This window comes from Arthrobacter sp. NPDC093128 (genome assembly GCF_040683875.1).
Lineage (GTDB): Bacteria > Actinomycetota > Actinomycetes > Actinomycetales > Micrococcaceae > Arthrobacter.
Genome location: NZ_JBFBEY010000007.1, coordinates 188656 through 207561, shown reverse-complemented (window position 1 = coordinate 207561; position 18906 = coordinate 188656). Strand labels below are relative to the sequence as shown.

20 protein-coding genes and 1 pseudogene are annotated in these 18906 nt (G+C 65.6%); 12 read left to right on the top strand and 9 right to left on the bottom strand.

The features are described 5' to 3' along the window. Positions 1 to 108: 108 nt before the first annotated feature. From AB0N24_RS10780 to AB0N24_RS10765, 4 genes and pseudogenes are all read right to left on the bottom strand, one after another. Positions 109 to 939, bottom strand: coding sequence for an aldo/keto reductase (locus tag AB0N24_RS10780; protein WP_364123604.1), 831 nt, complete (start codon positions 937 to 939; stop codon positions 109 to 111). A 68-nt stretch (positions 940 to 1007) separates the two neighbouring features. Beyond that, a pseudogene (locus AB0N24_RS10775) lies at positions 1008 to 2026 on the bottom strand (NAD-dependent epimerase/dehydratase family protein). Then, a complete protein-coding gene (locus AB0N24_RS10770) occupies positions 2020 to 2991 on the bottom strand; it encodes an aldo/keto reductase (RefSeq protein WP_364123602.1) in 972 nt (323 codons plus the stop codon). The pseudogene AB0N24_RS10775 and the gene AB0N24_RS10770 overlap by 7 nt, the downstream one beginning before the upstream one ends. Before the next feature lie 45 nt (positions 2992 to 3036). Further along, positions 3037 to 3882, bottom strand: coding sequence for an aldo/keto reductase (locus AB0N24_RS10765; RefSeq protein WP_364123600.1), 846 nt, complete (start codon positions 3880 to 3882; stop codon positions 3037 to 3039). Positions 3883 to 4058: 176 nt separating this feature from the next. Here AB0N24_RS10765 and AB0N24_RS10760 point away from each other — a divergent pair, with 176 nt between their 5' ends. The 3 genes from AB0N24_RS10760 to AB0N24_RS10750 all read left to right on the top strand — a co-directional run bounded on the left by AB0N24_RS10760 (position 4059) and on the right by AB0N24_RS10750 (position 7084). Beyond that, positions 4059 to 4976 carry a helix-turn-helix transcriptional regulator gene (locus tag AB0N24_RS10760; protein ID WP_364123598.1) on the top strand — a complete coding sequence of 306 codons (918 nt, stop codon included), beginning with the start codon at positions 4059 to 4061 and terminating at the stop codon, positions 4974 to 4976. Positions 4977 to 5139: 163 nt separating this feature from the next. Further along, a complete protein-coding gene (locus AB0N24_RS10755; protein ID WP_364123596.1) occupies positions 5140 to 6348 on the top strand; it encodes an aspartate transaminase in 1209 nt (402 codons plus the stop codon). A gap of 61 nt (positions 6349 to 6409) precedes the next feature. Further along, a complete protein-coding gene (locus AB0N24_RS10750) occupies positions 6410 to 7084 on the top strand; it encodes a 4-carboxy-4-hydroxy-2-oxoadipate aldolase/oxaloacetate decarboxylase (RefSeq protein ID WP_364123594.1) in 675 nt (224 codons plus the stop codon). Positions 7085 to 7116: 32 nt separating this feature from the next. On the opposite strand, the gene AB0N24_RS10745 is transcribed toward AB0N24_RS10750, so the two are convergent. Continuing rightward, positions 7117 to 7332 carry a hypothetical protein gene (locus tag AB0N24_RS10745; RefSeq protein ID WP_364123592.1) on the bottom strand — a complete coding sequence of 72 codons (216 nt, stop codon included), beginning with the start codon at positions 7330 to 7332 and terminating at the stop codon, positions 7117 to 7119. Positions 7333 to 7496: 164 nt separating this feature from the next. Then, positions 7497 to 8414, bottom strand: a complete 918-nt coding sequence (gene nac, locus AB0N24_RS10740) for a nitrogen assimilation transcriptional regulator NAC (protein WP_364123590.1) — start codon at positions 8412 to 8414, stop codon at positions 7497 to 7499. A gap of 323 nt (positions 8415 to 8737) precedes the next feature. Here nac and AB0N24_RS10735 point away from each other — a divergent pair, with 323 nt between their 5' ends. The 6 genes from AB0N24_RS10735 to AB0N24_RS10710 all read left to right on the top strand — a co-directional run bounded on the left by AB0N24_RS10735 (position 8738) and on the right by AB0N24_RS10710 (position 13847). Next, positions 8738 to 9529, top strand: coding sequence for a 5-oxoprolinase subunit PxpA (locus tag AB0N24_RS10735; RefSeq protein WP_364123588.1), 792 nt, complete (start codon positions 8738 to 8740; stop codon positions 9527 to 9529). A gap of 1 nt (position 9530) precedes the next feature. Beyond that, positions 9531 to 10250 (top strand): carboxyltransferase domain-containing protein, encoded by a 720-nt coding sequence (locus tag AB0N24_RS10730; RefSeq protein WP_364123586.1) that lies wholly within the window; start codon positions 9531 to 9533, stop codon positions 10248 to 10250. Continuing rightward, the gene (locus AB0N24_RS10725) at positions 10247 to 11260 is read left to right on the top strand and encodes an allophanate hydrolase (protein WP_364123584.1); all 1014 of its coding nucleotides are present in this window, start codon (positions 10247 to 10249) and stop codon (positions 11258 to 11260) included. The genes AB0N24_RS10730 and AB0N24_RS10725 overlap by 4 nt, the downstream gene beginning before the upstream one ends. A gap of 54 nt (positions 11261 to 11314) precedes the next feature. Beyond that, the gene (locus AB0N24_RS10720; RefSeq protein WP_214951571.1) at positions 11315 to 12655 is read left to right on the top strand and encodes an MFS transporter; all 1341 of its coding nucleotides are present in this window, start codon (positions 11315 to 11317) and stop codon (positions 12653 to 12655) included. 98 nt (positions 12656 to 12753) lie between these two features. After that, positions 12754 to 13503, top strand: coding sequence for an SDR family oxidoreductase (locus tag AB0N24_RS10715; RefSeq protein ID WP_364123582.1), 750 nt, complete (start codon positions 12754 to 12756; stop codon positions 13501 to 13503). A 149-nt stretch (positions 13504 to 13652) separates the two neighbouring features. Next, complete coding sequence (locus AB0N24_RS10710) at positions 13653 to 13847, top strand: hypothetical protein (RefSeq protein ID WP_364123580.1); 195 nt, start codon at positions 13653 to 13655, stop codon at positions 13845 to 13847. A 10-nt stretch (positions 13848 to 13857) separates the two neighbouring features. Here AB0N24_RS10710 and AB0N24_RS10705 read toward each other — a convergent pair whose 3' ends face one another. Beyond that, positions 13858 to 14067, bottom strand: coding sequence for a dodecin (locus AB0N24_RS10705; protein WP_104173833.1), 210 nt, complete (start codon positions 14065 to 14067; stop codon positions 13858 to 13860). A gap of 165 nt (positions 14068 to 14232) precedes the next feature. Continuing rightward, entirely contained in the window at positions 14233 to 15087 is an 855-nt protein-coding gene (locus AB0N24_RS10700) for an SGNH/GDSL hydrolase family protein (RefSeq protein ID WP_364123663.1), read from the bottom strand. A 176-nt stretch (positions 15088 to 15263) separates the two neighbouring features. Between AB0N24_RS10700 and AB0N24_RS10695 the strand changes: the two genes are divergently transcribed. Next, entirely contained in the window at positions 15264 to 15521 is a 258-nt protein-coding gene (locus AB0N24_RS10695) for a metal-sensitive transcriptional regulator (RefSeq protein WP_364123578.1), read from the top strand. Between the two features lie 45 nt (positions 15522 to 15566). On the opposite strand, the gene AB0N24_RS10690 is transcribed toward AB0N24_RS10695, so the two are convergent. Beyond that, on the bottom strand, positions 15567 to 16277 hold the full coding sequence (locus AB0N24_RS10690) for a FadR/GntR family transcriptional regulator (protein ID WP_104173832.1): 711 nt from the start codon (positions 16275 to 16277) through the stop codon (positions 15567 to 15569). 152 nt (positions 16278 to 16429) lie between these two features. On the opposite strand from AB0N24_RS10690, the gene AB0N24_RS10685 reads away from it, so the two are divergent. Next, positions 16430 to 17920, top strand: coding sequence for a four-carbon acid sugar kinase family protein (locus AB0N24_RS10685; protein ID WP_364123576.1), 1491 nt, complete (start codon positions 16430 to 16432; stop codon positions 17918 to 17920). Positions 17921 to 17956: 36 nt separating this feature from the next. Next, a complete protein-coding gene (locus AB0N24_RS10680) occupies positions 17957 to 18856 on the top strand; it encodes an NAD(P)-dependent oxidoreductase (protein ID WP_364123574.1) in 900 nt (299 codons plus the stop codon). Positions 18857 to 18906: the final 50 nt, after the last annotated feature.

The following is an 18906-nucleotide window of genomic DNA, read 5'->3' as shown; positions in this document are numbered from 1 at the left end:
GGAGGTGCCCGGATCCCGGGCACGCTTCATCCTTCTACCTAATACTAATCATGCTTAGTATTAATCTGCCAGTCGGCGGACCTGTGAACTTCCGGGGAGCACCGGCTTTCAGTGACCTTGGACGTCAGAATTAACTCCGGACTCGTCACCTCCGTCCAGCGTGGCGATGGCAGTTACGTCGCCCGTGTCCAAAGCAAAGCCGAAGATGCCCAGGTTCTCTTTCATGCGTTGTGGATTGGCCGACTTGGGGATGGCAACGAGGCCCTGCTCAATGTGCCAGCGGAGCACGATCTGGCCAGGGGTCTTGCCGTGCTTTTGGGCGATCTTTCCCAGTACTGGGGCGTTCAGGAGGTCGCTGCCCGCGCCCAGCGGACTGTACGACTCGGTGACGATTCCATGCCGCCGGTTGTAGGCGATATCCACTATCCGGGTGATGGACGGGCTGACCTGGATCTGGTTGACGGCCGGCACAACGTCGCAGGCGTCCATCAGTCTTTCCAGGTGCGCAGGCTTGAAGTTGGAGACGCCGATTGAACGTACTTTGCCGTCGGCCTGCAGCCGTTCAAAAGTTTTCCAAGTGGAGATGAATTCGTCCCGCCGGGGGAGGGGCCAATGGATCAACAGCAGGTCCACGTAGTCCAGGCCGAGGCGTCTGAGTGAGCCGTCCAGTCCGGCCACGGCCCTGTCCTGACCTTGGAATTCGCCGTCCAGTTTCGTGGTGATGAAAAGCTCGGACCGGTCCAGGCCGCTCGAGCGGATGCCGTTACCCACTCCCGCTTCGTTGCCGTATTTCACCGCAGTATCGATGTGGCGGTAACCGGCTTCCACGGCCTGCACGACGGCGGCGGTCACCTGTTCGTCGTCCAGCGGCCAGGTTCCCAGCCCGATCTGGGGAATCCGGTGTCCGTCATTAAGCTCAATCACTGGTGAAAGTGCCATTTATAGAGTCTTTCCTATCGGAGTCCGTTTGCACAGATGTCCAATGGCCCAGTCTTCCAACGATTCGTTTACGGCCGGCGCGCCCAGCTGACCAGCCGATCACTGAGCGCCATAAATCCGGTGTCAACCTGCTGCCGTTCGGGGTGCGCATCGTGCCAGCGGAGGATCTCCCGGGCGCCGTCCGCGAACGGGATGGAGCAGTGGAAGGACGGCACCAGCGACTTGATCTTCGAGTTGTCGAACACCACGGAGTGCGCCCTGTCGCCGAGCAGCCACGGGCCGCGTCCGGGATCGTGCGCGGCGATGGTTCCGAGGCCACATGCACCAGCTCCGGTGCCGCGACGCCGGCAGCCCGGGCAAACAGCCGGTACACCTGGTCCCAGGGGAGGAACTCGTCGGAGGTGATGGTGTAACTCTCGCCCACTGCCTGCGGCCGGCCCAGCAGGCCAACGAACGCCTTAGCGAAGTCCCGGCTGTGCGTCAGCGTCCACAGCGACGTGCCGTCCCCATGGACCAGCACCGGCAGGCCCTGCCGCATGCGGTGGATGTCCGTCCAGCCTCCCAGCAGCGCAATTTTCGTGCGGTCGTACGTGTGAGACGGGCGGACCACCGTGACCGGGAAGCCGTCGTCCCGGTAGGCCCGCATGAGCAGGTCCTCGCAGGCGATTTTGTCCCGGGAATACTGCCAGAAGGGGTTGCGCAGCGGCGTCGATTCCAGGATCGGCAGGCGGGCGGGCGGCTTCTGGTACGCGGAGGCTGAGCTGACGAACACGTACTGGCCGGTCCGGCCCGAGAACTGCTCGATGGCCGCCGCCGCGTGGTCCGGAGTGAAGGAAATAAAGTCCGCCACGGCGTCGAACTGGCGGCCGCGCAGCGCCTCCCGCACGGCCGCGGCGTCCCGGATATCGGCGGTGACCACCTCGGCGCCTCCGGGCGCCGGCCGGGTCGCGGACTGTCCGCGGTTCAGGATGGTGAGCCGGTGGCCCAGCGCGACGGCGTGTTCCGCCGCCGCCGCGCTGATTACGCCGGTTCCGCCGATGAACAGGATGTCCGACGGCGCCGCCACCGTTGCGGGACAGGTCACCAGGCGTAGTCTTCCGGGGCCGTCCGGTGGCCGGGGAAGATGTCGTCAAGGCGCTTGAGCGCATCGGCGTCGAGCGTCACGTCCAAGGCCCTGATCGCGGCGTCGAGCTGTTCCTGCGTGCGCGGACCCACGATCGGTGCGGTGACCGCAGGCTGGTGCAGCAGCCACGCGAGGGCAATATCCCCGGGCTCGTGCCCGAGGTCGTCGGCCAGGTCCTCGTACTGGCGGATCTGTTCCTGGTGCTTCTTCAGCGTTTCGGCCGCCCGTCCTTCGGTGCGCCGGACGCCGTCGCGCTCTTTCTTCAGTACCCCGCCCAGCAGGCCGCCGTGCAGGGGCGACCACGGGATCAGCCCCAGTCCGTACTGCTGCGCAGCCGGGATGACTTCCAGCTCCACGTTGCGGGTGAGGAGGTTGTAGATGGACTGCTCGCTGACCAGGCCGGTGAAGTTGCGCCGGGCGGCGGATTCCTGGGCCTGGGCGATGTGCCAGCCGGCAAAGTTGCTGCTGCCCGCGTACAGGATCTTGCCCTGCTGGACGGCCACCTCCATCGCCTGCCAGATCTCGTCCCACGGCGTGTTCCGGTCGATGTGGTGGAACTGGTAGATGTCGATGTAGTCCGTCTGGAGCCGTTTGAGGCTGGCATCGAGGGCCCGCCGGATATTCAGGGCGGACAGCTTGGACTCGTTGGGCCGGTCCGTCATGGTGCCGTAGAGCTTGGTGGCCAGGACCGTGCGTTCGCGCCGCTCGTCGCCGCGGGCGAACCAGCGGCCTATGATTTCCTCGGTCCAGCCGTGCTTGCCGGAGCCGCCGTAGACGTTGGCCGTGTCAAAGAAGTTGATGCCGGAATCCTGGGCGGAGTCCATGATGGAGTGCGCGGCCGCTTCTTCGGTCTGGGGTCCGAAGTTCATGGTGCCCAGGCACAGGCGGGATACTTTCAGGCCCGAACGGCCAAGGTTGGTGTACTGCATGCTAAGGGTCCTTTGGGTTGTGGGGTTCTTGGTGTCTGGTGCTTGCTACATCTGGCTGAAGGCGGCGACGGCGGGGTCGGCGCCCGCCCGGGCACCGGATTCCAGCGCGGTGATTTCGGTAAGTTCAGCGGGGGAGAGTTCGACGGCGACGGCACCGAGGTTCTCCCGCATGCGCTTCGAATCGGCGGACTTGGGGATGACGATGGTGCCCTGGGCTAGGTGCCAGGCCAGCACCACCTGGGCCGGCGTTGCACCGTATTTGCCGGCCAGCGCTTTTACTGCGGCGGCGTTCAGGTCAGACCCCTGGCCCAGCGGACTGTACGCCTCCACGGCGATGCCGAGGTCCCGGCATTTGGCCGCCAGTTCCTGCTGCTGGAAGGTGGGGTGGATTTCGAACTGGTTCACGGCCGGGACCACATCCGCGGCCGGGAGGAGGGTGTCCAGGTGCTCCGGAAGGAAGTTGGAGACGCCGATGGCGCGGATCTGGCTGTTGGCGTAGAGCTTTTCCATCGCTTTCCACGCGTCGGTGAAGAGCCCCTGGGACGGCACCGGCCAGTGGATCAGGTAGAGGTCCACGAAGTCGATGCCGAGTGCCTTGCGGCTGTTCTGGAAAGCCTCGTGGGCGGTGGCCTGTTCGCCGTTGCGGAGTTTGGTGGTGATGAAGATTTCCTCGCGCGGAATGCCGGAGGCGGCGATGGCGGCCCCGACGCCTGCCTCATTGCGGTAGGCCGCGGCGGTGTCAATGTGGCGGTAGCCGGCCTCGAGCGCGTCCTCGACGATGCGCTGTGTTTCTTCCGGCGGCACCTGGAAGACGCCGAAGCCGAGCTGCGGGATCTGTACGCCGTTGTTGAGGGTCAGCTGCGGAATGGTGGTTTGGTGCGTCTGGGACATCGTCAGTTCTTCCGGTCGTAGGGCTCGCGGGAAACCGCTTTCATGCGGGCTATGCATCGAGCCTATGCACTTTCCGGTGCCCTGTCAGTAGGCATGCCTGTTCCTGTTTTTCCTAGGACTGGCAGTCCTACCTTCGTTGTAGAAAGGGAGCTTCCCCGCCGTGCACAATGGAAGGCATGGGTCAGAGCGCCGAGTTTGGAAAATTCCTCAAAGCAATGCGGTCACGGCTGAAGCCGGAGGACGCCGGGCTGCCCGGCACAACGGGTGCCCGGAGGGTTCCCGGGCTGCGCCGCGAGGAGATAGCCCGGCTGGCGGATGTGAGCACGGACTACTACACCCGCCTGGAGCAGGGCCGCAACATCCACCCGTCCAGGGCCGTGCTCGATTCCGTGGCCCGTGCGCTGCGACTGGACTCCAGCGAACAGGCGCACATGATGGACCTCCTGGAACACTGCGCTGAATCGCAGCGACCGCCGATCCCTGCCCAGGGCGTCCGGCCGGCGCTGCGCCAGCTGCTGGGCGCTGTGGGCGATGTCCCCGCGCTGGTCCTGGGCCGCCGCAACGATGTCCTGGCCGGTAACCGCCTGGCCTTCCTGTTGTTTGCCGACTTCCCCGCGATGCCCGCCGGGGAGCGTAACCTGACCCGCTGGCTCATGCTCGAGCCGCGCACCCGCGAACTGTTCCGGGACTGGAAGACCGTGGCAGCCGAAGCCGTTGGCGCCCTGCGCGTGGATGTCGGCCGGCACCCGAACGACGCCCAGGCCAACCAGCTGGTGGGCGAACTCGCGGTGCACAGCGAACACTTCCGCCAGTGGTGGGCCGGGCACAGGGTTGCCGCACCGTCCGCCGGCAGCCTTCGGCTCCACCATCCCGTGGTCGGGGACCTGGAACTGAACTTTGAGAACCTGGTGCTGCCGGACGATCCGGACCAGGTCCTCCGGGTGTTTTCCGCAAAGCCGGGTTCGCCGTCGGCCGATTCCCTGACGCTGCTGGGCAGCTTCGGTGCCGGAGAGGGCCGGGATGCGTCGGGGACCAACGGCGGACCGCGGGCCACGCAGATAGCCGATGTCAGCGACGCCGGCAGCGCGTCCTAGGCCCGTAACGGCCAGTAACCGGCTGGATCTTCCCCCGCCCTGACATAAGTTCTGCTTATCCGTCCACGCAGAATAGGTCTTATCCATTCCTCCACCGAGTCCCTACGCTCGAATGAAGGAACCGTTCTTTGGTTGCGTCCCACTCAAGAACCTGGAAGAGACCATGCCTGATTTTTCCCCAGCCGCCCGTGTCAGCCGCATCAAATCGTCTCCGAGCGTGGCAGCCGCCGCGAGGGTACGTGAACTCAAAGCCGAGGGCCGACGGATCCTTGACCTGACGGTCGGTGAACCTGACTTCGATACACCGCCGCACATCAAGGCCGCGGCCGTCGCCGCCATCGAGGCCGGTGAAACCAAATACACCTCCGTCAGCGGCACCCCCGCGCTCCAGAAAGCCATCCTGGGCAGGCTCGAATACCACACCGGGGTCAGGTTCGAACCGGACCAGATCACCATCGGCGGCGGCGCGAAGCAGGTCATCTTCCTGGCGCTCATGGCCACACTCGACGCCGGGGACGAGGTCATTATCCCGGCCCCGTACTGGGTGTCCTACCCGGACATGGTCCTGGCGAACGACGGCACGCCCGTCATTGTCCCCTGCACGGAGGAGACCGGCTTCAAACTCACGCCGGAGGCGCTGCGCGGTGCCATCACGCCGCGCACCAAGTGGCTGATCCTCAACTCGCCGTCGAATCCCACCGGTGCCGTCTACAGCCGCCAGGAACTTCGTGCCCTGGCCGCCGCACTTCAGGACTTCCCGCAGGTCAACGTCCTCACCGATGAAATTTACGACGAGATCCACTTCGGCCAGGGCAAGATTGCCAGCCTCGTCGAGGTGGCTCCGGAGCTGAGGGGCCGGATCCTCCTGGTGAACGGGGTGTCCAAGGCCTATGCGATGACCGGGTGGAGGCTTGGCTATGCAGCCGGTCCCGCGCCGCTCATCGCAGCCGTGAACAAGCTGCAGTCGCAAATGTCGTCCTGCCCGTCCTCGGTCAGCCAGGCAGCGGCCGCGGCGGCCCTGTCGGGTCCCCAGGACTTCGTCAGCGAGAGCGTTGCCGTCTACCGGGACCGCCGCGACGCCGCCGTGGCCGGGCTCAACGCCGTCGACGGCCTGCGCTGCGCCCCCGCCGAAGGCGCCTTCTACGCCTACGTAAACTGCGCCGGCGTCATCGGAAAGCGGACGCCCGACGGCTCCGAAATCACCTCCGATGAGGACTTCACGCTGTACCTCCTCGACGCGGCGCACGTTGCCACGATCCATGGATCCGCCTACGGGCTCGGACCGTACTTCCGCATTTCCTTTGCCACCAGCCTGGACATCATCCGGGAAGCCACGGCGGCCATCGACAAGGCCGTCCGGGCCCTCAGCTGAGATCCGGCGGCACCTCCGCTTCACCCAGCCAGCAGTCCCCACTCCTGTTAGGAAATCTCCCATGATCCACGTCAAGGCCAACATCGAACGCCCGGACGCCGACGTCGTCAGCCGGCTCTCCGCCTTTTCCTCCGCCACCATCCACGAAGCCCAGGGCCGCAAGGGCGCCCTGAGCTCGCGGATCAAGCCGATCGACCGGTCCATGTCCTTCTGCGGGCCGGCCGTCACTGTCCGCTGCGCACCACAGGACAACCTGATGCTGCAGGTGGCCATCCACTACGCCCGGGCCGGCGACGTTGTCCTGGTGGCGGCAGGGGAGTACGAGGAGGCCGGGACGTTCGGCGACGTGCTGGGCAACGCCATGAAGGCCAAGGGGATCGCCGCGATGGTCACGGACTCGGGCGTACGCGACACCCAGGACCTGATCGAGCTGGGGCTGCCCGTCTTCTCCGGCAACATCTGCATCAAGGGCACGGTGAAGGAAACCCTGGGTCCGATCAACCACCCGGTCGTGTTCGGCGACGAAATCATCTACCCCGGTGACATCCTTCGCGGCGACGCTGACGGCGTCGTTGTGGTCCGCCGCGAGGAAGCCGAGGAAGTCATCGCCCTGTCACAGGCACGCGACGACGCCGAACGCGAATTGATCAGGCAGTACCACGACGGCGGAACCACCATTGAGCTCTGCAAGCTGACCGACGTGCTGAAGGCCAAGGGATTGCTCGTGGAAGTCTAGGAAGCCGCCCGCCGGCTCGGGCTTTCTCCGGCTTAATCCGCCAGCCGGCTTCTGGTATCGACGAGGTACCAGGTGGTGCCGCGACCTGCGCGGGTGGGCATGATGCTGCCTTCAAAGACGAACAGCGGATCGGCAGTGTCGGCTTCGGCGCGCCAGAATCCGTTGACGGGGCAGTGGCTTCCCGTCCTGGCCGCCAGTCGGCTACCGGGGCGGGAGGTGAGTGCAGCGGTTGTGCCTGTTTTCTTCATGGCGGTATTCCTCACGGCTCCCTGGTCAATTCCCTTTGGGGCAGGAAATTGAATCATTTGTTTTCTTGATCCTAGGGAAATTCCAGCGCCGTGAATAATACCTAATTCGGGTGATCCGATAAGGCGGAACGATGGCTGTTTACCGTCGTGCTCGGGAGTGCGATCTAGTGGCCATACTTTTGGCTCATCATGTTCTGAAGCATTTCTTTCAATATAATCAGAACGGCGGACGCGGCCTCGGAAAGAGGTTCGTGGTCGGGGGTGCACAGTGCAATTTTTGACTGCAGCGCCGGGCCGGTAATGCGCAGCACCTGGAAGTCCTCTTCATGGAACAGGGCGTCCGCCGCCGACCGTGGCAGGATTGCGGCGCCAAGGTTGGCACGCAGCAGCCTTGCCAGCGAGGGGACGGATTCCACCTCGCCCATCAGGCGCAGCCGGAGGTTGCTCTCGTCGAAACCACGTTCCACGATCTGGCGCAGGGTGTGGATCTTTTCGGGCAGGAAGAGCCCCAGCCCGGCCACATCACGGAGGCTGATTTCCCCGTCCGCCGCCTGGATTCCGGCTTCCGGGCTGATCACCAGGTAGAGGTCTTCGACGATCATGGTGGTGAACTGGACGCCACGGATCGGCCCCGGCTCGTAGATGAGGGCCATGTCCAGCCGGCCGTTTTTGATGGCCTCGCTCAAGACGCCGCCATAGATCTCCGTCAGGTGCACAACGACGTCCGGGTACCGGCGGTTGACCTCGCTGATGATCTGCGGCGCGAGGCTGGACGCCATGCTGTACGGGGCGATTGCCACGGAAACGCGGCCCGAAGGTGTTGCTCCGGATGTTTCCACGTCCTGGCGCGCCTGCTCCACCTGGCGAAGGATCATCTGGGCGTGCCGGTACAGGGTGTGACCGGCCGCCGTCGGCTCGACGCCCTTCTTGCTGCGGATCAGCAGTCGCTGTTTCAGGTCGTTTTCGAGCGATGAAACCTGCTGGCTCAGTGCGGGCTGCGCCACATGCAAGGCCGCGGCTGCCTTGGTGATGCTGCCGGAATCAACGATCTGCACGAAGTAGGCCAACTTCCTGGTGTCCATGCCTCTCCACCTTTCTCCGCCGCTCCCGGAAGGCAGTGGTCATAGCCCGATTCTATGTCTCCCGAACCCGCGTGAAGTTGGCGACCGGGGCTCACGGGTCATAGCTCCTGCCTATCACGTGACATTGAATCGGTCTTTGTGTGAGCTCCGTCTCGATGCCAGAATCTATTCAAGCAAAGACGGCCCGGAATATAGGAATTCATAACAAATTCCCGTGGGGTCATTCCGATTATTTATGGACTTTCAAATTTACTTACATGAAATATTCTTCCCCTAATGTTCCTGAAAAGACATTGACCACCATCCACGTTAGTGAGGCAAAGATGAATCCGACAGTTGATCTCGTCGCCGATCTGGGCGAGGGCTTCGGCGCCTACACCGTGGGGGATGACCAGGCCCTGCTCGAGGTTGTGTCCAGTGCGAACATCGCCTGCGGCTTCCACGCCGGTGACCCGGACATCATGGACGCCACGGTAGCCGAATGCGTGCGCCGCGGAGTCGGAATTGGCGCCCACCCCAGCTTCCCGGACCTCCGCGGTTTCGGCCGCCGCGCCATGGACCTGACTCCTGCCGAAGTACGCACCGACGTCCTCTACCAGCTTGGCGCGCTGTCCGGATTTGCCGCGTACCACGGAACCCGGGTTGCCCATCTGGCACCGCACGGACGCCTGGGCAACCTCGTGGCCACGCGGGCGGACTACGCGGCCGCCGTGGCAGACGCCGCACTTGGAGCCGATCCCCGGCTTATCATCCTGGCCCAGGACGGCGAACTTGCCCTGGCCGCCGCCGACCGCGGCCTCGATGTTGCCATTGTTGGCATCGCGGACCGCGCCTACGAAGCCGACGGCACCCTGGTCCCCCGGGGCCGGGACGGCGCAGTCATCCATGATCCTTCAGTGATCGTGGAACGGACTGTCCGGATGGTCTGCGAGGGTCTGATCGAAACCGTTGCCGGCTTCGACATCCCCATCCAGGCGGACACCATCCTGCTCCACGGCGACAACGCCGGAGCCGTGCAGCTTGCGCGGCTCATCCGGGCCGGGCTCACGGCGGCCGGGGTCACCATCGCCCCACTGGCACAGGTGCTTGCCGCCAGGCAGGAAAAGGTGGCCTGACATGTCCGTCAACGCAGCGGCCATCGAGGTGCACGAGTCAGGCGACTCTGCCCTGCGCGTGGTGGCAGTGGATGCAGACCGTGAAGCCAACTGGACAACGGTTCACCGCCTTGCAGAGTGGTTGGAATCTTCGGGAGCCGACGGAGTCTACGGCGCCGTTCCCACCTACGACTCCGTGCTGGTCGAATTTGATGCCCGGTCCACTTCGGCCCGCCAGGTCAAAGCCTTCGTGCAGCTCGGACTGCGCCAGCTCGGCCACGCTGACACCGAGGTCCGGGCGCCCCGGGAGTTTGATGTGCCGGTGGTTTACGGCGGCGAATACGGCCCCGACCTGGAACGTGTTGCTGGCCAGCAGGGGCTGAGCATGGAAGACGTCGTCAGGCTGCACTGCGCCGATTCCTACGTCATCAGGTGCCTCGGAGCCCCTGCTGGATCGCCCATGATGGACGGCCCCGGTTTCCCGCTGCCCGTGCCCCGCCTCAAGGATCCTCGGCTGAGCGTGCCGGCAGGTGCCGTTGCCGTCGCAGGCCGCCAGGCCGTCATCGCCCCGGCCACCGCCCCTGGCGGATGGTGCGTCATCGGGCAGACGCCGCTGACTCTCTTGAACCTGGCCAACGAACCGCTGGTTCCCTATACGCCCGGAGACAGGCTGAGCTTCATCCCCATCCCGGCGGCTGACTTCGGCGGGTACGCCGGACGGTACCTGGAGCCGGCACGATGAGCGGCGTCCTGACGATCAGCCAGCCCGGAAACTCCGTGGTCACCGACCTCGGCCGGTTCCGCGGGCCGCGTTACGGGTTGCCCGTGAACGGCGCCCTCGACCAGTTCTCCGCCCGGGCCGCCAACATCCTCGCCGGCAACGAGGACAACGATCCCCTCATCGAAATCACGGCACTGGACTTCCGGCTGCGGACGGACACCGACATCCTCGTTGCCGTCACGGGAGCGCCGGTCACCCTGTCCGTCGGCGGACGGACCTGCCCGCAGTGGGAACCCGTCTCGGTCCGGGCAGGCGAAACCCTGGCGGCCCGGGGGATGACCGGCGGGCTCCGCGCCTACCTGGCCATCCACGGTTCAGTCGCCGCACCGGTCCTGCTGGGAAGCTGCGCACCGGACACCGTCGTCGGGTTCGGCCTCAAACTGGCGGAAGGGACCCAACTGAAGGTCCGACGCAGCGTGGCCCCGATCCGCCAGCCCTATTTCGACCTGCCGCTGTTCCGGCTGGGGCTCAACCGCCCCGAGTTCGGAACCGAGCTCGCAGTGGACGTCACCGACGGCCCGGACATTGACGAGTTCGGCGACTCGGCCGGCCTGCTGTTTTCCTCAAGCTATACAGTCAGCGGACGCAGCAACCACATCGGCCTCCGCCTTGGCGGTGAGTTGCCGGAACGGCAGTCGTCCGCCGAGCTGCTCTCCCGCGGCGTTCCGGTCGGGGCTGTGGAAGTCCCGTCCCGGGACGAACTCCTGGTCCTGCACCGCGGCCGCGGTGTCACCGCCGGCTATCCGGTCCTGGCCGTGGTGACCAGCATGTCCCTGGACATCCTGGCTCAGGCCAGGCCGGGGCACACGGTCACCTTCCGCAGAACCACCGTGGCCGAAGCCGCCGGAGCCCTCCGGACGGCAACACGCCAACTCGAAAACCTCCGGGCCGCCGTCACCACGGTGTTCGGCCTCCTCGGGATCGGCGCCCGGCCCCACTGGCACGATCTGGCCCCGGCAGTAGGAAGCTAAAAACCCTCGCATCAGCTCCAAAGCCTTGCTACCCTCCCCTTAGTTAGGAAAGCCATGTCAACTTCAACGCGTGCGGCCCAGCCGCACCAAGAGCGGCTCAGCAGCAAGCAGACCCGCAAAGTCGTCACAGCCGGCTGCGTCGGTATTTTCGTGGAACTGTACGACAACGGCATCTTCGCCTTCATGGCGGGGACGCTGGCGCTCGTCTTCCTGGCGCCCGGCAACCCGGACAACGCGTTGCTGTTCGTTTTCGCCGGCTACGCGGTCTCGTTCTTCGTCCGACCCCTCGGTGCGGTGGTCTGCGGCTTCCTCGGGGACCGGATCGGACGCCAGAAACTGCTGGTCTTCGTCATCCTGCTCATCAGCGTGGCCACCGCAGGCATCGGGCTCCTGCCCGCGTACTCCGCGATCGGCATCGCCGCACCCGTACTGCTTGTGCTGCTGCGGATGCTGCAGGGCTTCTCCGTCGGCGGCGAGGCTGCCGGTGCTATGACGTTCCTGGCTGAGCACGCCCCCGAAGGCAAGCGCGGCATCATCACTTCCTACGCACAGATCGCATCCTTCGCGGCGCTCCTCACCGGTACCCTCGTGGCGTTCTCCATGTCTCCGTGGCTCAGCCAGGCGGCCATCGACGGCGGCGGGTTCGGTGCCTTTGCGTGGCGTATCCCGTTCCTTGTCGCCATCCCCATGGGCATCATCGGCTGGTACATCCGCAAGGCCATCAGCGACACCCCCAACTTCGTGAAGCTGAAGGAAGAGGGCGGCCTGTCCAAGAACCCACTCAAGGAAGCGTTCAAGTCCGCCGAACACCGCCGTGCCATGGTCCTGGCCCTGTTCATCCCGCTGATGAACGGCTCCGGCTACTACGTCCTGTTCTCCTACATGCCCACCTTCCTGAAGGGCAAGCAGCTGAACTTCACCATCGGTGAGGCGCTCATCGTTACCGCCTGCAGCCTCGTCGCCATCTGCATCGCCATTCCGTTCATGGGCGCCCTGTCGGACCGTGTGGGGCGCAAGAAGGTGATCGCCGGCTCGGCCATCGCCATGGCAATCGTCGGCATCCCGGCCTACGCCCTGATCGCCACCGGCAACATGGGCCTCGCCATCCTCGGCGCCTGCATCATGGCGGTGGTCTTCGCCGGACACACCGCCGTCATCCACATCCTGATCGTGGAACTCTTCCCCACCCGCGTCCGCTACTCCGCCTACGGTCTTGGCTACAACGTTTCCTCGGCCCTGTTCGGCGGCACGGCCCCGCTGCTGATGACCTGGCTCATCTCGAGCACCGGCAACATCTACATGCCCGCGTTCTACGCCGTCATCACGGCACTGGGCACCCTCGCGGCGGTCAGCACGGTCAAAGACCGGGCCCATGAGCCGCTGCGGGACGCCTGACCCGCAGCCGCACCTGATCCACTCCGCCGGCGAATCCACAGCACGTTGGCCGGGTCCCGTTCCGGGGCCCGGCCGCTCAACCCTTCAATGGAGACCTGATGCCTTTTTCCGACTACACCACAGCCCTCGTCACCGGCGCTTCCACCGGCATGGGAGCCGCCATCAGTGAACGGCTTGCCAAGCGCGGCCTGACCGTCCACGCCGTCGCCCGCAACCAGGAGCGGCTGGACGAACTGGCGGACCGCACCGGCGCCGTGCCGCACGTCGTCGACCTCACCGACACCAAGGCCCTCGCCGCGGCGATTGACGGCCTCAAGGTGGACGTGCTGGTGAACTGCGCCGGCGTTTCCCGCCCCGGCAACATCCTGGATTCCTCCGAGGACGACGTCGACGAACTGGTGGACGTCAACCTCCGCGGGCTTCTTCACCTGACCCGGCTGATCCTGCCCGGCATGGTGGAGCGCGACCTGGGCCACGTGGTCAACATCAGCTCCATTGCCGGCGTCTACAACTTCTACGGGCACACCGTTTACCACGCCACCAAGGCAGCGGTGCACCAGATTTCCCGCCAGCTCCGGAACGACACGGTGGGCAAGCGGATCCGTGTCACCGAGATCTGCCCGGGCCGGGTGGAGACGGAGATCTTCGGCCGCAACATGGGCGGCACGCCCGAGGCCATGGAGGAAGCCTGGAAGACGTACTACGAGGGCTTCGAATCCCTGACCACCGATGACATCGTCAACGCCCTCGACTACGCCATCGAAGCGCCGGCCCACGTGAACCTTGGAATGATGGAAATCATGCCCACGTTCCAGGTCCCCGGCGGCCTGGTGTTTGACCGACGCTAACCATGTTCCGAAGGACGGCCCTGCGGTAACGGCGACTGTGCAGCCGCCCCATCAACCAGGGTGATTCTGGACGAACGCCCATTGGGGGAGCACGGCTGGTTTCCTAGCCTTGGGGTAGACCTTTTCACTACCAAGGATGGGATTCAACGATGAAGCGCATCGCACTGCTCCGGGAGCGAGTGGCCACGTCCGGCGCCACAGGCACCCACTGCCCGGTATCCGGGCTGTGGGCTCCTGACGACGCACCGCATGACGGACAGACTTTTTTTGAAGGACACATTTTCCCGTCCTACAACGGATCGGCCACCGTCTGGCGCCGCACGGCGGGCGCAACCTCGCGCTGAGGCTGCGCCGCTAGCGCTCCAGGCGGAAGCCCAGTTTTATGGTTACCTGCCAGTCGGCCACCTTGCCGTCTGCCAGGTGGCCGCGGATTTCCTTGACCTCGAACCAGTCCAGGTTGCGGAGGGTCTTCGCGGCCTCGGCAATCCCGTTGCGGACGGCGGCGTCCACGCCCTCATTTGAAGTTCCGACAATTTCAGAAATGCTGTAGGTGTGATTCGACAACTTCGCTCCTCATAATCTCCATTGACACCCGGAACTGCGGGCCGTCCCTGCAGATTAGCGGACGAAGGTCCGAACGACTAGGGTTTCGCCGCGGCGGTGGCCGCCGCGATTGCTGCAGCTGCGGCCGCAGGACACGATCGCGGCGAGGAACCCGGCAGTCAGTGCTCAGCGGTCGGGGCCGGCGGGAAGCGGGCCGTGCGGCATCCCGGGCCCGAACACCGGGCCAGGTTCCGGGCGTTTCGCCTTCAGGCCCGGGACCGTGGGACGCTGCCTCACCCGGCGCAGCACCCACGGGAACAGGTAATCCCTTGCCCAGACCAGATCGCTGCTTCTGGCCTGCCTCCAGCTGCTGGTGGGCAGGACCTTGGGCTGCAAGGGCTGCAGGGTATGGGGCACGTTCAGCGTCTCGAGCACCATGGCCGCTATGGTGTGATGGCCCAGGGGCGAGAAGTGCAGGCGGTCCGGATCCCACATTTGCGGACCGGTCAGCTGGCGCAGGCTCCACAGGTCGGCCACCACGCCGTCGTGGCGGGCCGCTAAGGTGCGGAGATTTTCGTTGAAGATGGCCACCCTGCCCCGGATGCGGCTGAACACCGGGGTGTCGCCCCAGTCCGGTCCGGTAAAGATCACCACTGTTGCGCCGGTGGCACTGAGCAGTCCTATTACCGGGTCCAGTTTCTCGGCCAGCTTGTCGGGATCGCTGCCGCGGAACACGAGGTCGTTGCCTCCTGCGGAGAGCGTGATCAGGTCCGGCTTGAGTTCAAGTGCCGGACCCACCTGGTCATCAACGATCTGCTGAAGCAGCAGGCCCCTGACTGCCAGGTTGGCGTAGGCGAAATCCCGGTGGCCCAGGCTCAGCTCCTCCGCGACCCGGTCAGCCCAGCCCCGCACACCGCCGGGGCTCCGCGGCTCCGGATCGCCATAGCCCTCGGTGAATGAATCCCCCAGCGCCACGAAGCGGTTCCACGGGTGGGGCGCAGGAGTGTGTGCCGCGGATGGTGTCCGTGCAGGTCCGGGAATGCTGAACGTGCTCACAATTCCATAGTGACCTCCCGGTTCTGCGGAAAACAGGGCCGAAGGGCGCAATTCACCTGCCCTGCGAAGCCCGATGGTGACGTCTGCTGCCACGAGCCGGCCGGGAGAAAATACCAAGGGGGGTATATGATTAGGGCAGTCCAGAAGCCACGGAGGAAGTAATGGAACTCGATCCCGCCGAGATGAAGCCTGTCATCAACCGGCTGCGCCGCGCGCAGGGGCAGCTCGCGGCTGTGACCCGGATGATCGAGGAGGGCCGTGACTGCAAAAGCGTGGTCACGCAGCTGGCAGCCGTTTCCAGTGCCCTTGACCGTGCCGGATTCTCCATTATTGCCACCGGCCTGCAGCAGTGCATGCAGCAGGAGGACCCCAGCCTGGACCGGGCCGAACTGGAGAAGCTCTTCCTCTCCCTCGCCTAGTCCGTCAGGCGCGCACGGCCGCCCGGGTCTCCCTCGCGTAGTCCGTCAGGCGCTCTTCGCCTCGAGCACGTACGTCTTCAGGTCATCCAGGGTCTGCTGCATGTGGGCGTCCATGGCTCCGCGGGAGCGCGCGGGGTCCCGTGATTCCAAAGCCTCGGCAATCGCCTGGTGATGGCCGATGGCGTGTTCCTGGATGTCCCGGACCTTGGAGGTCTGTGTCCGGCGCTTCTCCAGCACCCGGTGCAGCGGCTCGAACAGGACGGCGACAAAAACGTTCTCCGAGGCACGCAGGATCACGTCGTGGAAGGCGAGGTCAGCCTCCACGAACGCCGGCAGGTCGTCGGACTGGTGAGCCTTGCGCATGGCCGCCACGTAGCCGTGGAGTGTCTTAATCTCGGCGTCGCTGATGCGTCCGGCTGCCAGTTCGCAGGCCCCGGTTTCCAGCATTCGGCGGAGCTCAATCAGTTGGATGGCCGCGGACGCATCATTTTTGCCCTCTGAAGCTGCGCGGAGGACTGCCTCCAGCGAGGCCCAGCGGTTGAGCGGATTGACGAAGGTGCCCCGTCCCCGCTCCACGCTCAGGATGCGCTGCGCCTCCAGCGTCTTCATCGCCTCACGCACGGTCATGCGGCTGACTTCATGTTTCGCGCTCAGTTCCAGCTCGCCGGGGACGCTGGCCCCGGGCGGGAACTCGCCGGCAATGATCCGGTCCAGGAGTTCATCGGCCACCACGCCGACCAGTGATTTCCGTGCCAACTTTCCCCCGTTCCGCGATGAGCGACGATTTGTCCGACAAGTCTACTTGCGCGTCCCTGTGCCTTGTGCCACACTAGCATTCAAATGTTAGATGTCAGACATCTTACAAGTACCTACCCGCAACAGAGATTTCATACACAACGGAGTGCAAAGTGCCCCTTGAAGCAGATGTACTGGCCGCCTTCCCGGCGGAGATCCAGATTCCCGCTGAGCTCGTTGCCAACGCTGTAGCGGCGTCATCGGGGTCCTCGCCCCGAGTACTCGTAGTGCTCGACGACGACCCCACCGGCACGCAGTCCGTTGCGGACCTGCCGGTCCTCACCCGCTGGGATGTTGCCGACTTCACCTGGGCCTTTGCGCAGGGCAAGCCCGCCGTCTACGTGCTCACCAACACGCGCAGCCTGGACCCGGCCGAGGCCGCCGCGCGGAACGAGGAAATCGTCCGCAACGCCTTGGCCGCCGCGGGCGCCACCGAGGGAGAACGGCTCCGGCTGGGGTTTGTGAGCCGCAGCGACTCCACCCTCCGCGGCCACTACCCGCTGGAACCGGATGTCATCGCCGCCACCGTGGCCGCTGTCAGCGGCGAGAAGACCGACGGCGTCGTCATCATTCCGGCGTTCCCCGACGCCGGCCGCGTAACCATCGGCGGCGTGCACTACATGCGCGGCACCGGGGCCGACGCCGGAAAGCTGACCCCCGTGGCCGAGACCGAGTTCGCCAAGGACGCATCCTTCGGCTTCGCCAACTCCGAGATGGCCAAGTACGTCGAGGAGAAGTCCAACGGCCGCTTTGCCGCGGACTCCGTGATCGTCCTGGACCTCAACATCATCCGCGCCGCAGGGCCGGACGGCGATCCGCAGATCTCCGCCAAGGCCATCGCCGACGCCATCGACTCCGCCACCGACTCCACCCCGATCGTGGCGGACATCGTCTCCGAAAACGACCTCCGTGCCCTCTCCTTGGGCCTCGAGGAAGCCGAACACCGCGGCAAGAAGCTGCTCTACCGCGTGGGCCCGCCCTTCGTCCGCGCCCGGATCGGCCAGGAAATCCGCACCCAACTCAGCGGTGAAGAGGCCTACGCCGGCAACACCCCCTCGGAAGCCGGCGGACTCATCGTGGTCGGCTCGCACGTCGGCGTGACCACCCGCCAACTCAAGGCCCTCACCGAACAGCACAGCTCAGCACGCATCGTCGAGATCGACGTCGAACGTCTCCTCGCTGCCGAAAACGCAGCGGACGCCTACCTCGGCACGGTAGTGGCCGACGTCGTCAACGCCCTGCACAGCGGCGACGTCATCGTGCACACCAGCCGCCTGCTCATCAGGACCGACGACGCCGCCGAAAGCCTGCGGATCGCCCGCACGGTGTCCGCCGCCGTCGTCGCCGTCGTGAACCGCACGCTCAAGACCTTTCCGCCGCGCTTCGTGATTGCCAAGGGCGGCATTACGTCCTCGGACGTCGCCGCGCACGGCCTGGAAATCCGGCACGCCATCGTCCGCGGCCCCATGCTCCCGGGCATCGTGAGCCTGTGGGAGCCGGTGGACGGCCCCGCCAAGGGCATCCCGTACATCGTCTTCGCCGGCAATGTGGGCGACGACCAGTCCCTCGCCGACGTCACCCGCAAGCTCAGCAACACCTTCTAAACCTCCCCACCACCGCAAGATTCGATGGAGAACACCATGACCAGCAGCTACACCATCACCGTTCTAGGCCTTGGCGCCATGGGCCTGCCCATGGCCACCCGCCTGGCCAGCCAGCTCACGGTCCACGGCTTCGACATCGCCGAGCCGCGCCTGAAGCTCGCCGAAGAAGCCGGCATCCGCACCTTCGCCTCCGCCCGCGAAGCCTCGGAAGGGGCCGACGCCCTGCTCCTGGCCGTGCGCAACGGCGAGCAGCTCAACGATGTCCTCTTCGGCGAGAACGGCGTGGCCTCCGTGCTCAAGCCGGGCGCCGTGGTGATCCTCGGCAGCACCGTGGGCACCGACGCCATCCCGGCCACCGCGGACCGCCTGGCCGAATACGGCGTCGAACTGGTGGACGCGCCCCTTTCCGGCGGCCCCAAGCGCGCCGGTGAAGGCGACCTGCTGATCGTGGTTGGCGCCTCGCCCGAGGCCCAGGAAAAGGCCCGCCCGGCCCTGGAACTGCTGGCCTCCACCCTCACCGTCGTGGGCGACAAGCCCGGCGACGGCCAGGCCCTCAAGACCGTCAACCAGCTCCTCTGCGGCGTCCACATCGCTGCCGCTGCCGAGGCCCTGGCCCTGGCCGACGCCCTCGGTTTGGACCAGGAAAAGACCCTCAAAGCCCTCGAAGCCGGCGCCGCCGGATCCTTTATGCTCTCCAACCGCGGCCCGCGCATCCTCGAGGCCTACACGGAGGAGGGCGCCGAAGTGCTCAGCCGCCTGGATATCTTCGTCAAGGACATGGGTATCGTGGGCAAAGCCACCCGCGCCGCCGGCCTCGCCGCCCCCGTCGCGGCAGCAGCCGAGCAACTGTACCTCCTGGGCCAGGCCCAGGGCCTCGCCGCAGCAGACGACTCCGCCGTCATCAAGGTTGTCGCCCCCACGAAGCGCACCGCTTAACCACCCGCTCCCTCCTCCGGAGTTTTCGTCCAGATAATGCGATTTAGAAG